The 14218-nt window shown below is 68.1% G+C and carries 13 protein-coding genes; 4 read left to right on the forward strand and 9 right to left on the reverse strand.

Translation table 11 applies throughout. The annotated features are described in order from the left end of the window. Positions 1-201 precede the first annotated feature (201 nt). Entirely contained in the window at positions 202-951 is a 750-nt protein-coding gene (locus tag Amac_RS22795; RefSeq protein WP_155356418.1) for a transposase, read from the reverse strand. Between the two features lie 82 nt (positions 952-1033). Next, on the reverse strand, positions 1034-1522 hold the full coding sequence (locus tag Amac_RS22800) for an IS110 family transposase (RefSeq protein ID WP_307729753.1): 489 nt from the start codon (positions 1520-1522) through the stop codon (positions 1034-1036). Between the two features lie 949 nt (positions 1523-2471). Here Amac_RS22800 and Amac_RS22805 point away from each other — a divergent pair. Then, positions 2472-3545 (forward strand): hypothetical protein, encoded by a 1074-nt coding sequence (locus Amac_RS22805; protein WP_155356420.1) that lies wholly within the window; start codon positions 2472-2474, stop codon positions 3543-3545. A gap of 209 nt (positions 3546-3754) precedes the next feature. Here the strand turns inward: Amac_RS22805 and Amac_RS22810 are convergent, their stop codons facing one another. From Amac_RS22810 to Amac_RS22820, 3 genes are all read right to left on the reverse strand, one after another. Continuing rightward, complete coding sequence (locus tag Amac_RS22810) at positions 3755-4582, reverse strand: ABC transporter permease (RefSeq protein ID WP_155356421.1); 828 nt, start codon at positions 4580-4582, stop codon at positions 3755-3757. A gap of 64 nt (positions 4583-4646) precedes the next feature. After that, entirely contained in the window at positions 4647-5540 is an 894-nt protein-coding gene (locus Amac_RS53765) for an ABC transporter permease (RefSeq protein ID WP_170322597.1), read from the reverse strand. Continuing rightward, positions 5537-6733: a polyamine ABC transporter substrate-binding protein gene (locus tag Amac_RS22820; protein ID WP_170322598.1), complete on the reverse strand. Its 1197-nt coding sequence runs from the start codon at positions 6731-6733 to the stop codon at positions 5537-5539. The genes Amac_RS53765 and Amac_RS22820 overlap by 4 nt, the downstream gene beginning before the upstream one ends. Positions 6734-6875: 142 nt before the next feature. On the opposite strand from Amac_RS22820, the gene Amac_RS22825 reads away from it, so the two are divergent. From Amac_RS22825 to Amac_RS22835, 3 genes are read left to right on the forward strand one after another with little or no spacing between them, the layout of a single operon-like run. Next, on the forward strand, positions 6876-8498 hold the full coding sequence (locus Amac_RS22825) for a phytoene desaturase family protein (RefSeq protein WP_218041230.1): 1623 nt from the start codon (positions 6876-6878) through the stop codon (positions 8496-8498). Continuing rightward, positions 8495-9619 carry an aromatic ring-hydroxylating oxygenase subunit alpha gene (locus Amac_RS22830; protein WP_155356424.1) on the forward strand — a complete coding sequence of 375 codons (1125 nt, stop codon included), beginning with the start codon at positions 8495-8497 and terminating at the stop codon, positions 9617-9619. The genes Amac_RS22825 and Amac_RS22830 overlap by 4 nt, the downstream gene beginning before the upstream one ends. 1 nt (position 9620) lies before the next feature. Then, positions 9621-11021, forward strand: a complete 1401-nt coding sequence (locus Amac_RS22835) for an aspartate aminotransferase family protein (RefSeq protein ID WP_155356425.1) — start codon at positions 9621-9623, stop codon at positions 11019-11021. Here the strand turns inward: Amac_RS22835 and Amac_RS22840 are convergent. From Amac_RS22840 to Amac_RS22855, 4 genes are all read right to left on the reverse strand, one after another. Further along, positions 10994-11251 (reverse strand): hypothetical protein, encoded by a 258-nt coding sequence (locus Amac_RS22840; RefSeq protein ID WP_155356426.1) that lies wholly within the window; start codon positions 11249-11251, stop codon positions 10994-10996. The genes Amac_RS22835 and Amac_RS22840 overlap by 28 nt on opposite strands. Positions 11252-11322: 71 nt before the next feature. After that, on the reverse strand, positions 11323-12174 hold the full coding sequence (locus Amac_RS22845; protein ID WP_155356427.1) for a helix-turn-helix domain-containing protein: 852 nt from the start codon (positions 12172-12174) through the stop codon (positions 11323-11325). Between the two features lie 80 nt (positions 12175-12254). Continuing rightward, complete coding sequence (locus Amac_RS22850; RefSeq protein WP_155343741.1) at positions 12255-12461, reverse strand: hypothetical protein; 207 nt, start codon at positions 12459-12461, stop codon at positions 12255-12257. Between the two features lie 84 nt (positions 12462-12545). Continuing rightward, positions 12546-14174, reverse strand: coding sequence for an acyclic terpene utilization AtuA family protein (locus Amac_RS22855; RefSeq protein WP_246268596.1), 1629 nt, complete (start codon positions 14172-14174; stop codon positions 12546-12548). Positions 14175-14218: the final 44 nt, after the last annotated feature.

Genomic DNA, 14218 nt, shown 5'->3' on the forward strand with positions numbered 1-14218 from the left:
CGCCGGGTGCTATCGCATAGCATTTATGGGATACTGACACGAAACTGGGCTCCCGCCAGGCGCGCGGCAGCGAACCTCGGCCTGTGGCATCGGTGAGGGTTGATGCTAAGCGGTATGTGTCCGGCGTGGGGCGTGGCCGGGAGCATGACAGGGACAGGTGAGCGACTCCACGGTCAGGGGAAGGGCGGGCAGTGGCCGACCTCAGACGTCCTCCGCGGATGCGATGGTGATCGTGCAGCCGGGATTGAGCTTTTCCAGTTGCCGCATCAGATAGGCCTGGCGCTGCTCGGGGGACTCGCGCCTGGTGTAGAAGTCCGCGCCCAGGTCCTCATACGGCGCGCCGCTCGCGAGCACCTTGTAGGCGATCTTCAACAGGGTGTGGGCGATCGCGATGACGGCGTTCTTCTTCGCGGCTGGGTGCTTCGAGCCGCCGAAGTGGCGCACCAGGCGCTGGTACCTGGCCTGCAATCGCCCGGGGGACTTGACCGCCGCCCAGGCGGCCTGCACCAGCATCGGCTTGATGTAGGTGCCAGCGTCACCGGTCCTGCCGTGCTCACGCTTGCCGGCGCTCATTTGGTTACCCGGGCACAGACTCGCCCAGGAGGCGAGTTTGTCGTGGCTGTCGAAGTATTCCTGGGGAGCCGGACCGATCTCGGCGAGCCAGGCGTGTGCCACCGCGTCCCCGAACCCTGGGATGGACCGCAACAGGTCCAGCTCCCGCCGGTAGCCGACGACCTTGGCCTGGAACTTCTGCTCGATCCCGGCGACCGCAGCATCAAACAGGGCGATCCGGTCCAGGTGCATCCGGCACAGCAGCGCGTGATGGTCGGTGAACCGACCGACCAGGGCCTGGGATAGATCGGCCAGCTTGCCCGCGGTACGCATCCGGCCGATCGCCAGATCGGCCGGCACGCTCCCGCGCCGCTCCCCGTCGATCAGCGCCTCGATCATCAAGGTGGCCGAGGACGCCGGTCAATTCCGAGACCACCGAACCCAGCTCGATTCCCGCCGACTCCAGGGTCTTGGCCAGCCGTTAAACCTCCGAGGTGCGGGCCTGGACCGTCTTGGTCCGATACCTGGTCAGGTCCCGGATCTCCTTCGGTTCGGCTGAAGGGATGTAGCTGCCGTGCAGCAGCCCGCACTCGAACAACTCCGCCAATCGTATGGCGTCGCGGGCGTCGGTCTTGTGCCCCTTCAGCGCTTTGGCGTGGGCCGGGTTGATCATCGCGACCTGGGTGAAGTCCCGCTCGGCGAGCGCGTAGCAGACCGGCTCGGTGTGGGCCCCGCCGGCCTCCATCACCACGTGGGTGACGCCCGGCTCACGCAGGTCGGCGGCCATCTTCTGGAGCACTCCGTAGAACGTCTTGTACTCCAGCACCTCCGAGGTGCGAGTCCACGCCCGATGCCCGGGCGTGCGAATCCCAATTTTGATCATATCCTCGTGCACGTCGATCCCAGCGACGCGCTCATGCAGCGCTCTGCACCTGCTCGGGGACTCCGAGGAGCCCAGTTCGTCCTCCACGGGAGCGCCACGAAGTGGCGCATGTACTTCTCTTATGTGCAGGGTGAGAGTCGGTCATCGGAAGATACGGTACGTGTTAATAGTGGCTGGCTTCTCCGCTGACCGCATCCCACTGGAATGCGAAGGTTTTCATGGAGGTGTTCGGGGACGACGTCCTGTCTTCTATCATTGTTCTGGAGGACGAGGCCGCCGACCTGGTGGAAAAGGCGTAGAGTCAGAACCCCACGGAGAGTTTCGTGGTCATCGAGGTGCTTCCGTATGACGTCGGTTAGAAACGCGTGGCCCGGAAAGCAGAGTAACTGGTTAGGTACCTCTCGGCGATGCGTTTCCCCAGGTCAGCAGCCCGGGGATGGTTGGCCATAAGCCCCTGAGTGCACCCTCTGAGTGCACCTCATGCAGCCTTTCGGTCAGATTCCTCGACTTGGCGGAGCACTTCAGCCATACGATCTCGTTGAATAGTCGCAGGTCAGCGCCCTGGGAGAGCCGGTCTCGAACCCCTGTCCATATCTAACCAGTTACATTTCAGAATGAGGCCATTTGTTCTAGGGCCTTTGTTCTGGTGCGGTGGCGGAGGACCAGCCAGGCGAGGATGAGAACGCGTTTGAGAAGGGCTACTCCGTTGAGTGTGGCTCTTCCGCAGTGACTGGTTCGATCAGGCTGTGAGGGTATGTTCGTCCTGGTGACGGCGGTGGCGAAAGCGCTGGTTCTCTCGGTCGCCATCTCCTGCGCGATCAGCGACCGCGACAACCGATCCTCCTCGGCCTCCAGCCGCGCCCGCATCTCGGCGAGTTGCTCACCATGCTCCTCGATCCGCTGCCGGGACTCAGCCTGCCGCCGCGTCGGCTCCCCAGCAACAACCCCATCGCCATGAACGCCTCTGCGCCCTATGCCCATCCAGCTGAGCACGAATACTCATGCGCCGTTCTGGCGGCCTTCATACGCTTCGATTATGTTTCTGAAGCTGGCCGCCACCGGCCTGTGGCTCGGGTGGGCAGCCGCCGTCGCAGCCGCCGCTGGCCTCTGGCTCTGGTGGACGGCCCCCTGGGACGACGGCAACGACCGCTGGAAACTGGTGGCCGCCCAGTCGTCGGTCACCTACGGACAGGTCATCGCCACCGGCGAGCACGACGCCTGGGCCTTCGGCTGGGACATCCTCGGCATCGGCGCCTGGCTCCCGATGGCCGACGGCCCACACCGCCCCACAGCCTTCCACCGGGACGGCGACCGCTGGACGAAAAGCGACTTCCCGGTAAAACGCGGCAACATCGGCTCGGTCGCCGCGTCCGCCCCCTCCAACGTGTGGGCCCTGGCCGGCGACGAAGGCAACACCTCCGTCCTGCGCTGGGACGGACGCGCCTGGACGATCGTCCAGATGCTGCCCGTTACGGCCGGGAGCCTCGCCGTCACCGCTGACAACGACGTGTGGGTCTTCGGCGACCACAAGGCCTGGCACTACAACGGCGCCACCTGGTCGGAACAGGGCGTCTCCTTCCGCGCCTTCCGAGTCAGCGCCCGCTCCGCCTCCGACATCTGGGCCCTCGACGGCGACGCGCCCTGGGTTCACCACTTCGACGGCAAGGTCTGGGCCCGAGTCAACCTGACCCCGGCCCTACCCAAGGCCCCGCCCCCCTTCGAAGATTTCCCGCCCGACCCGCCCGGCCCTCGGCTGACCGCCATCACCGCCGACCCGTCCGGCATCTGGATCACCGGGGAGATCGGGGCGTCGTCGTTCCTGCTCTCCCAGACCGGTTCCGCCTGGCGCGGCGAGGACACCTCCGCGACGGCCGGACGCATGATCCGTGGCCTCCCGCCCGTCCCCGACGGCGGGGGCGGCCACTGGTTTCTCGGCTCCACCGACATCAACGGTTACGACTCCGCCCTCACCCACCGCGACCCCTCCGGTCACTGGACCAGGGTTCCGTCTGGCGGCGAGCTGACCTCGCTGTCGGCCGTCCCCGGCGGCCCGCTCCTGGCCACCGGAGTGATCGGCAAAGCTTCAGGCGTCTTCCGCAACCTTCCCTGAAGAGGACCCTGCAGCACCTCGGCCTCCGGTTCCAGCCACGTCCGCACCCGCGCGAGCTCGATCAGCGCCCACTGCGCGTCGGTCGGGTCGGAGGGGTAGCGGCGCTCGCGTGGCACCCGACCATGCTGGCGATCTTCACGCCGTACGCCGGAACAACACGCTGACCGTTATCAACCGGTATTGCCACTTCTCAACACGCTCTGATGGCGTTAGAAGGAGGCCATTTGCTCCAGGGCTTTGGTGCCTGTGCGGCGGCGGAGGACGAGCCAGGCCAGGATGAGGGCTAGGGCTGAGGCGGCCAGGAGGAGGGTGGCCAGGGCGTTCAATGCGGGGGTGGGGGCGTTTCTGACTGCGGTGTAGAGCTTGATGGGGACGGTGGCGGTGGAGGCGTCGGGGGAGAGGAAGGCGGAGATGACGAAGTCGTCCATGGAGGAGGCGAAGACGATCATGGCGCCGGCGAAGATGGCGGGGGAGAGGAGGGGGAGGAGGATCAGGCGGAGGGCTTGGAGGCGGTTGCAGCCTAGGTCGCGGGCGGCGTCTTCGTAGTCGGAGCCGATGGAGGCCAGGCGGGAGCGGACGATCACGACGACGTACGAGACCGAGAAGGTGACGTGGCCGAGGACCTGGGCGGGGAGGCCGAGGGGGACGAACAGGTAGAGGTTGGTGAAGACCAGGTAGAGGGCGCTGCCCATGACGATCTCGGGGGTGGCCAGGGGGAGGAGCATGAGGCCGTTGGCGGCGCGGCTGGTGCGGCCCTTCCAGCGGGACAGGCCGAGTGCCATCGCCACGCCCAGTGGGGTCGCGATCAGTGTGGTGAGGACGGCCAGGATCAGGGTGTTGGTCAGGGCCAGGCGGAGGGAGGGGTCCTCGGCCACCGAGCCGCTCCCGCCGACGTACCACTGGGTGGAGAAGCCCTGCCAGGCGCTGCGAGACTTGCCGTCGTTGAAGGAGAACTGGATCGCGACCAGCACCGGCACCAGCGACCACACCACATATGCCCAGGTCAGCGTGGCCAGGAAGATAGGACGCCGTCTCATGCGCCGGCCTCCTCGGCCCGCCGCGAGGCCACCAGGTAGTACGCCAGGAAGATAGAACGGCGTTTCATGCGGTCGCCTCCTCGGCGCGGCGGGAAGCCACCAGGTAGTACGCCATCAGGACCATCAGCAGCGCCGACATGAGCAGCACCAGCGACGCGCCGATTTCCTTGCGGTTGCCGCCGAGCAGATAGAGCTCGATCTGGTTGGCCACCATCGTCGTCTTGGGGGAGCCGGATACCAACGTGTTCGTGTAGTAGTCGCCGAACATGGGAAGCGCGGTGATCGCCCCTGCCGTCATCAGCCCGGACCGGGACAAGGGCAGCGTGACATGCCAGAACGCCCGGCGGCCCGAACAACCCAGATCCCGGGCGGCCTCCAGCAGCCGTTCATCGATCCGGTCCAGCGACGAGAACAACGGCACGATAAAAAACGGGATATATCCGTAAACGAGGGCGAGGACCACGGTCACCGGTCTGCCCGACAGCCACTGCACCGGCTCCTCCACCAGGCGGGTGAGCAGCAGCAGGTCGTTGACATAGCCGTCGTCCTGCAGCAGGTTCAGCCAGGCCAGCATCCGGGTGATGTAGTTGACCCACCACGGCGCCAGGATCAACGCCAGCAGCAGCCCGCGCCGCCGCCCGGCATGCCTGGCCAGGTAGTACGCCACCGGATACCCCACCAGCACGCAGATCGCCAGCGCCAGCAGCACGTAGAGCAGCGTGCGCAGGAACACCGGCCGCAGATCCCCGGAGATCGACCGTGACAGGATCTCGCCGAACGCCGTGAAGTCCCAGTAGCGCGGATCCCACTCCGGCACCGGCGAGTTGAACACCGGATCGGTGTACCCGAAGGCCACGGCGGCGACCGCGTAGAACGGGACCGCGAACAGGGCGAGGATCCACAGCGTGCCGGGGGCGGCCAGCGCCGCCCACAGCCCGGTGCGGCCCCGACGCGTCACTGACCAGCCTTGAACTTGGCCCACGAGTCGTTCCAGAGCGCCTCCGCGGCCGGGGTGATCTGGAAGATCTGCTGGCTGCGCGCGTACACGTCCGGGGTGACGATCGCGCTCTTCAGCTGCTCGGTGACGAACTCGTCGGTGACCATCTTCTCGGGGGTGATCGCGGTCAGCGCGGGCTGGTAGCCGGTGTAGGAGAAATTCTCCTGGCCGACGCCGTTGTCCAGGAGGTGGTTGAGGAGCATGTGGGCGAGGACCGGCTTGGTGGCCGTGCGGGGGATGGCCATGGAGTCGGTGCCGACCACGCCGGTGGTGTCGCTGGGGTACCAGTAGCCGAGGACGTCGGCCTTGACCCCCTTCGGCAGGTACGACTGCGCGTTGATCATGTCGCCGGACCAGCAGTGGTGCACGGTGGCCTGGCCCTCGGGGACGTACTGGTAGGCGGTGATGCCCAGCTTGATGTTCATCAGGTCGACCAGCTCGGTCAGCCAGGTCCCGGCTTGGGCGATCTTGGCGGGATCCTCGGTGTTGATCTCGATGGACCCGTTCTTCAGCATGGCCAGCGCCAGCGCCTCCCGCGGGTCGTCGATCAGGTACGCCTTGCCCTTGTACGCCGGATTCCACAGCAGGTCATACCCGGTCACGTCCGTGACCTTGTCGGCCCGATACCCGATCCCGGTCGTGTACGCGTTGTACGGCACCGAATACCGCGCGCCCTCGTCATAGAACGGACTCTGCAACTGCGGCCAGGTGTTGCCCAGATTCCCGAGATACGTCTTGTTCAACGGCAGCAGCAGCTTGCCCACCGCCGACTTGCCGATCACGTCGGGCGTGGGGAACCACACGTCGAAGGAGGCTCCGGCCGTACGCAGCTTGGCGATCGCCTCCTCCTGCGTGGTGAAGGTGGTGATCTCCACCTCGACCCCGTGCTCCTTGCCGAACTTTTTCACCACATCAGGGGAGATGTACTCGGCGTAGTTGAGCAACTTCAGCGTGCCACCCGTCTCCGGTGACAGGCCGTTGGCGATCATCGGCACGTCGTCGTGCAGGGGGAGCGCGGCCGGGGAGTCGGTCCGGCTGAGTGGCACCGCGGAGGCGGCGGAGGGTCTTCTCGGCCGCTCGGATCCGCACGCGGCGGTCACGCTCGCGAGGGCGCTGACCAGCAGGAACTTGCGTCTATCTATCGAGGGGGGCATGGCGGTCTCTCTTCTGGAACCCAAATCACCTCTTGCCAGACTGACTGGTTGCCCAGTTAGTCTGTCGCTGAGGACCAAAGGCCACAAGGCTTGCGGACACAAGTTTTCCGGGTCGTAACGCCGCGCAGAAGGGGTTCTCGCAGTGGACCTGAAGCCGACCGACCTCAAGCAGACATACGACGCCATCATCGTGGGCGGCGGGCACAACGGGCTCGTCGTCGCCGCGTACCTCGCCCGCGCGGGCCTCAAGCCCCTCGTCCTCGAGGCTCGCCCCGTCACCGGCGGCGCCGCCACCACCGAGACCCCCTGGGGCCCCGACTTCAAGGTGACCGCGCTCTCGTACGTGATGAGCCTGATGCCCCCCACGATCCTCAACGACCTGCGCCTGCCCGAACACGGCTACCAGGTCATCCCGATGGGCCCGAGTTTCGTCCCGTTCCCCGACGGCAGATCCCTGCTCACCGAAACCGGCGACCCCGCCCACGAGCACGCCCAGCTGGCCGCCTTCAGCCCGAAGGACGCCGAGAACATGCCGAAATACGAGGCCTGGCTGCGCGGTATCGGCGACGTGCTCTCCCCGCTGCTGATGAAGACCCCGCCCAATGTCGGCTCCACCCGCCCGCGCGACCTGCTGGAGCAGCTCCGCCTGGCCTGGGGCATGCGCGGCCTGTCGACCCGGGGCGCCGCCGACGCGGTCCGCCTGTTCACCATGTCGGTCTCCGACCTGCTCGACGAGTGGTTCGAGTCGCCCGAGGTGAAGGGCATGATGGCCATCAACGGCGTGATCGGCACCTGGGCCGGACCGGCGGAACCCGGCACCGCCTACGTGATGATGCACCACACGATCGGCGACGTCGGCGACGGCAAGATGGGCAGCTGGGGTTACCCGGTCGGCGGCATGGGCGCGGTCAGCGCCGCGATCCGCAGCTCGGCGGAGGCTTTCGGGGCGACCGTGCTCACCGACGCGCCGGTGGCCCGCATCCTGGTGTCCGGCGGACGCGTCACCGGCGTCGCCCTCCGCGACGGCCGCGAATTCCAGGCCGGTACGGTCGTCGCCGCCACCCACCCGAGAATCACCTTCCTGGACCAGCTGGACCGAACCCACCTCCCGGACGATTTCGTCGCCGACATCGAACGATGGCGCTCCCGCAGCGGCGTCGTCAAGATCAACGTCGCCCTCTCCGAACTCCCGAAATTTACGGCGAATCCGGACCTGACCGAGGAGCAGCTCAGCGGTTCCGTCGAGCTCTGCCACTCCATCGAGTACATCGAGCAGGCCTTCCAGGACGCCCGCGCGGGACGCGCCGCGACCGCCCCCTTCGCCGACAGCGTGATCCCCTCCACCCTCGACCGCACCCTCTGCCCCGAAGGCACCCACATCATGTCGATGTTCACCCAGTGGGTCCCGCACACCTGGGCCGGCGAACCGCACACCGAGGAGCTCGACGCCTACGCCGACCGCGTCATCGAGGGCTACGACCAGCTCGCCCCCGGCTTCAAGGCCTCCGTGCTGCACCGCCAGGTGATCGGCCCGCACCAGATGGCCGAGGAGTACGGCCTGGTCGGCGGCAACATCTTCCACGGCGAACTCTCCCCCGACCAGCTCTTCCACCTGCGGCCCGCCCCTGGCTTCGCCGACTACACGACCCCGGTGAAGGGCCTCTACCAGTGCTCGTCGGCCACCCACGGCGGCGGCGGCGTGACCGGCATCGCCGGATATCTGTGCGGCAAGCGGATTCTCAACGACAGGAAGTGGTGGCGATGACGCCGGCTCCGCTGGACCTCGATGCCGTCCGGGCGTGCCTGGAGCCGCCGGGGATGATGCTGCCGCGGGAGGCGTACACGAGCGACGAGGTCCTGGCGTGGGAACGGCGCGTCGTCTTCGGCGGCGGCTGGGTGTGCGCGGGCCGGGCCAACACGCTCGCGCCCCGATCCCGGATGGCCGTGGCCGTCGGCGACGACTCGGTGCTGCTGGTCCGGGACGGCGACGGCACGCTGCGCGGCTTCTACAACGTCTGCCGCCACCGCGGCCACGAGCTGCTGCCCTGCGGGTCCAGCGCCACCGGCCGGTTCATCGCCTGCCCGTACCACAACTGGGTCTACGACCTGCGCGGCGACCTGCACAAGGTGCCCCGGGCCGAACCGCCCAAGCTCGGCCTGGTGCCGGTGCCGGTGGTCGAATGGCATGGGTTCGTGTTCGTGAACGCCTCCGGCGACGCGCCGCCCATCGGGGAGTATCTGGCCGGTCTCGAGGAGATCGTCGCCCCGTACGGCATGGCGGGCCTGGAGGTCGCCGCCTCGCACGACTACGAGCTGGACGCCAACTGGAAGCTGGCCGTCGAGAACTACCACGAGTGCTATCACTGCCCGGCCATCCACCCCGAACTGTGCCGGGTCTCCCCGCCGGACAGCGGCGACAACTACCGCCCGGAGGGCCTGTGGGCCGGGGGCAGGATGGACCTGGTCGAAGGCGCGCAGACCATGTCCATGGACGGTTCCTCGGGGGCCGGGCCGCTGCCCGGGATCACCGGCGAGCGGCTGCGCATCGTGGAATACGTGCAGCTGTTCCCGAACCTGCTGCTCAGCATGCACCCCGACTACGTCATGACCCACGTGCTCGAACCGGTCAGCGGCGGCCGGACGAAGGTCACCTGCCAGTGGCTGTTCCCGCCGGGCACCACCGAGGTCGCCTACGCCGTGGACTTCTGGGACGTCACCAACCGCCAGGACTGGTCGGCCTGCGAGGGCGTGCAGCGCGGCGTCAACTCGCGCGGCTACCTGCCAGGCCCGTTCACCGTGGACGAGGACGTCACCTACCAGTGGATCGCCACCATGGCGACCGCGTATCTCACGGGCCGAGCTCCGGCCCTTCCCGAAAGGATCTGACATGTCTGTCGTCAGCGAGCCCTTGGTTCGCCCGGACAGCTTGGCACGACTGGACAGCATGATCGAGGACCAGGAAGCCGCCTTCCTGGCCCGCACCGGCGAATCCCGGCGCATCCGCCGGGACTGCGCCGACGTGCTGGCCGGCGGCGTCGCCTCCAACTGGCAGGACGCGCCCCCCGGCGCGGTGTGGATCTCGCACGGCTCCGGCTCCCGCGTCGTCGACGTGGACGGCACCTCCTACGTGGACCTGCACGGCGGCTTCGGCGTCGGCCTGGTCGGCCACGCCCACCCCGCCATCGTCGAGGCGGTCGGCGCGCGGGTCCGCAAGGGCACCCACTTCGCCCAGCCGACCGAGGACGCGGTCGTGGTCGCGCGGGCGCTGGCCCACCGGTTCGGCCTGCCGATGTGGCGGTTCGGCAACTCGGGCACCGAGGCCACCATGGACGCGGTGCACCTGATGCGGGTGGCGACAGGACGCATGAAGATCATCAAGGTGGAGGGCAGTTACCACGGCCACCACGACTCGGTGCAGGTGTCGGTCTACCCGTCGGCCGAGGACGCCGGGCCCGCCTTCCGGCCGCGTTCGGTGCGGCAGGGCCTGGCCGTGCCGCCGGACCTGGCCCGGCTGACGATCGTGGTGCCGTTCGGCGACCTGGAGGCGGTCGAGCGGGTGCTGATCGAGAACCCGGGTGAGATCGCCGGGATGATCGTCGAACCGATCATGATGAACATCGGGCTGATCCCGCCGCCGGACGGTTACCTGGGGACGCTGAAGGCGCTGCTCAACCGGTACGGCGCCTACCTGGCCTTCGACGAGGTCAAGACCGGGCTCGCGGTGGCTCCCGGCGGGGCCGGCGAGCTGCTCGGCGTGGTGCCCGACCTGATCTGCCTGGCCAAGGCGCTCGGCGGCGGGCTGCCCTGCGGCGCGATCGGCGGCACCCCCGAGCTGATGGGCCTGATCGCCGAGGGCGTCTACGAGCAGGTGGGCACCTTCAACGGCAACCCGCTCACGATGGCCGCGGCCAGGACGGTGCTGCTGGACGTGCTGGACGACGGCGCGTACCGGCACTTCGAACGGCTGCGGGCGATCATGTCCGAGGGCGCGGCGGCGATCCTGCGGGCGCACGGCCTGGCCGGATACGTGCAGTCGTTCGGCGCCAAGGGCGCGGTGATCTTCCACGACCGGCTGCTCCGCAACTACCGGGACTTCCTGGACTATCCCGACCAGTGGGGGCAGGCGCACTGGCTCTACCAGCACAACGGCGGGGTGTTCCTGCCGCCGTGGGGCAAGTGCGAGCAGTGGACGGTGTCGGTCCAGCACGGCGAGGACGACGCCAGAAGGTTCCTGGTGAATCTGGAGCGGATGGCCCGCGACTACGCGGGCAGCGCCGCCATCAGGTAGGCGAGCCGGGCGGCGGCGTCCTCGACCGAGTCCACCGTGCCGAGACGGTAACCCCAGGAGGTGATGAAGGCGCCGCGCTCGGTGCAGGTGACCGTCTCGGTGAGGTTGTCGCTGAACCGGTTGCGGACCTGCACCCGGGGCGGGGCCGCGGTCATCACCCGGACCGAAAGATCGATGTGCTCCCGTGTCGCGGCAGCGAACCGCTCAAGGCAGGACAATGTGTCCAGCATTGCACAATCACCTCCCGGTTAAGGGAAAAGGATTGCACGGCTGACTTCTACAGTGCAAGCAATTGTTGCCGCTAATCCACCGATTGTTTCGCGTAGTCGTCGGCGGCCCGCACCAGAACCGACCGTGCCTCCTCCCGGAAGGCGGCGACTTCGGCGAACTCCTCGAATGCGCGCGCGTAAAAGGCGATGTCGTCGGGGTCGCGGAGCAGGATGTCCTTGGTCCTGGTGGGCACCGCCACCAGCGCGTCGTTGTAGATCCAGAAGGCGTTGAGCAGGGCCGAGGGGAGCGGGGTGGTGAACGGCAGGATGCCGAACTCGACGTTGGGCAGGGTGGTGACGGCCAGTAACCGGTCGAGCTGGCCGCGCATCACGTCTATCGGGGCGAGCCGGTAGTAGAGCACCGACTCCGGGATGATGAAACGGAACGTGCGCGTGGGGTCGTAGAGGATCTCCTGGCGTTGCATGCGGACGCGGATGGCGGCGTCCACGTCGTCGGTGGCCTCGTACAGGCGGCGGACTTTGGCGAAGATGTGGCGGGCGTACTCGGAGGTCTGGAGCAGGCCGATCACCACCCCTGGCTCGAACGCCCGGAACGTCCGGGTTCGTGACTCTAAGTCACGAATGTCCTCCTGGAGTGCGGCGAGTCCGCTCTTGTGCCGCCCGCGCCAGGAGTCCTGCCGCTCCACCAGGCCGACCGCCTGCTGGATCAGCCCGTCCACCACCGCCGGTTCGGCCCGTACGGCCTGCGCCCACACCACCACGTCGTCCTCGGTGGCGGTCTGCCGCGCGTTCTCGATCCTGGAGACCTTGGAGGGCTGCCAGCTGAGCCGTTCGGCGAGATCCTTGCCCGACAGGTGCGCGCTTTCCCGCAATTGCCGCAGCTGCAACCCGAGATCGATCCGCGCCTGCTGGAACCCGCTCACCAATAACCTCCGGCCGTAGTGCGCTCAAAGGTAGACGCGCGACCGCCGCTCAGACCATAGGGATCTCCCTAACAGTCCGATCAACTCAGCACCCTTCTGGCGATCTCGACCAGCAGTTCCCGTGGAACCTCCACGGCGGTCTCCCCGTCGAGCACGTGCCGCAGATCGGCCCGCGCGTCCGCGTCCACCAGTTCGAGTCCCTGGACGACGATGGTGCCGCGGTCGGTCTCGTACAGTGAGGGGCAGGCCCCCGCCTCGGAGGTGGAGCCTAGAAATCGGAGTCGCATGACGACGTCCTTCCCCGAACAATTGCCGCAATTGCGGGCAATTGTAGGATGGCTCATGTTTCTGCGGTATGCCATTCAGAAAACTCACAAACTGGGCAAAGGCACCCGAACTGCTCTTAGGCGTTCGCCCAGTGCTTTGGCCTGGGGGTCTAGTCGGGGGCTGGCGGCGACGCCTTGGCCGAGCAGGCCGTACACGACGAAGTTGAGGGCGAGCAGGTTGGGCAGGACGAAACGCTCGATGGGCCGGTCGCGGACCTCGGGCAGGAGTTCGCGCAGGCGCTCGACCGTGAGGTAGTCCGACAGCCAGGTGTACTGCTCCGGGCTGCGGACCCAGACGCCGAGGTTGGCGTCGCCGCCCTTGTCGCCGGAGCGGGCGCCGGCGATGCGGCCGAGCGGGACGGTCTCCTCGGTCACATCGGCGGGGAAAGGGAGCCCGGCGGTGGTCCACGGGCCGACATGGGTGCCGTACGGGAGCCCACTCGCGTGCGCTGTGGGGCGCTGCAGGGGTCGCGGGGGATCGTCGGGAGGGACCGGGATCTCCCGGCCGTCCAGCCACACCTGGACGTGGACCTTGTCTCTGGCGATCGTGGACGGCGTGTAGACGCCGTAGGCGGTGGCGTCGCCGGGCGGGGTGAGGCCGTAGAGGCCCGGGTAGGAGGCCAGGCCGGTTTCCACGACGGCGGCGGAGAACGCGCGCCCGGCCCGCTTCCGGTCGGGGTCCATGACGGTGATCCGGAGTAGGGCCGTCTCGGCGTCCAGCGGGGTGAGGTCCACGTGCGCCTGCTCGAAGGACTCCTTCGGCACTCTGGCCCAGATCGCCTTTTCCGCGAGCCGGGCTTTGGCGGCCAAGTCGAGGCCGGTGAGCACGAGCGTCATCGTGTTGCGGTAGCCGCCCAGCCGGTTGACGGCGACCTTGAGCGTCTCCGGCGGGGGTTCGCCGGTCACGCCGGTGACCAGGACGCGGTTGGGGCCGATCTGGGTGAGGCGGATGGTGTCGAAGCGGGCGGTCACGTCCGGCCCGAGGTAGCGCGGGGACGCGATCTCGTACAGCAGTTGCGCGGTGACCGTGCCGACGCTGACCAGGCCGCCGGTGCCCGGATGCTTGGTGATCACCGACGAGCCGTCGGGGCGCAGCTCGGCGATGGGGAAGCCGCAGTCGGCCAGGTCGGGCACTTCCTCGAAGAAGGCGTAGTTGCCGCCGGTGGCCTGGCAGCCGCACTCGATGACGTGCCCGGCGACCACGGAACCGGCGAGCGCGTCCAGGTCGCCGGGGCCCCAGCCGTGCCGCCACATGCCGGGCCCGGTGACCAGGGCGGCGTCGGTGACCCGCCCGGTCACCACCACGTCCGCGCCCGCCGCCAGCGCCGCCGCGATCGGCCGCCCGCCCAGGTACGCGTTGGCGGTGACCGCCCCCTCCCCGGCCAGCTCCCGCACGTCATCCCCGGTGACGTGCGCGATCCGCAGCCCGTGAATGCCCAAACGGGTCGCCAGGTCGGCGACCGCCTGCGCGCACCCCGCCGGATCCAGCCCGCCAGCGTTGGAGACGATCTTGATGCCGCGCTCCTGGCAGCGCCCGAGCACCTGCTCCAGCTGCGTCAGGAAGGTCGGCGCATAACCTGGCCGACCTTTCAGCTGGTTCCCCGCCAGGATCAGCATGGTCAGCTCGGCCAGCCAGTCGCCGGTCAGGACGTCGATCGGGCCGCCCTCGACCATCTCCCGCGCGGCTGACAGCCGGTCGCCGTAGAAGCCGGAGCAGT

This window comes from Acrocarpospora macrocephala, from assembly GCF_009687865.1.
Lineage (GTDB): Bacteria > Actinomycetota > Actinomycetes > Streptosporangiales > Streptosporangiaceae > Acrocarpospora > Acrocarpospora macrocephala.

What these genes read in the sequence shown, in the direction of transcription:
- Amac_RS22795 (WP_155356418.1), bottom strand. Translation starts at nt 951, where the DNA reads ATGATCGAGGCGCTGATCGACGGGGAGCGGCGCGGGAGCGTGCCGGCC.
- Amac_RS22805 (WP_155356420.1), top strand. Translation starts at nt 2,472, where the DNA reads ATGTTTCTGAAGCTGGCCGCCACCGGCCTGTGGCTCGGGTGGGCAGCC.
- Amac_RS22810 (WP_155356421.1), bottom strand. Translation starts at nt 4,582, where the DNA reads ATGAGACGGCGTCCTATCTTCCTGGCCACGCTGACCTGGGCATATGTG.
- Amac_RS22820 (WP_170322598.1), bottom strand. Translation starts at nt 6,733, where the DNA reads ATGCCCCCCTCGATAGATAGACGCAAGTTCCTGCTGGTCAGCGCCCTC.
- Amac_RS22830 (WP_155356424.1), top strand. Translation starts at nt 8,495, where the DNA reads ATGACGCCGGCTCCGCTGGACCTCGATGCCGTCCGGGCGTGCCTGGAG.
- Amac_RS22835 (WP_155356425.1), top strand. Translation starts at nt 9,621, where the DNA reads ATGTCTGTCGTCAGCGAGCCCTTGGTTCGCCCGGACAGCTTGGCACGA.
- Amac_RS22840 (WP_155356426.1), bottom strand. Translation starts at nt 11,251, where the DNA reads ATGCTGGACACATTGTCCTGCCTTGAGCGGTTCGCTGCCGCGACACGG.
- Amac_RS22850 (WP_155343741.1), bottom strand. Translation starts at nt 12,461, where the DNA reads ATGCGACTCCGATTTCTAGGCTCCACCTCCGAGGCGGGGGCCTGCCCC.
- Amac_RS22855 (WP_246268596.1), bottom strand. Translation starts at nt 14,174, where the DNA reads ATGGTCGAGGGCGGCCCGATCGACGTCCTGACCGGCGACTGGCTGGCC.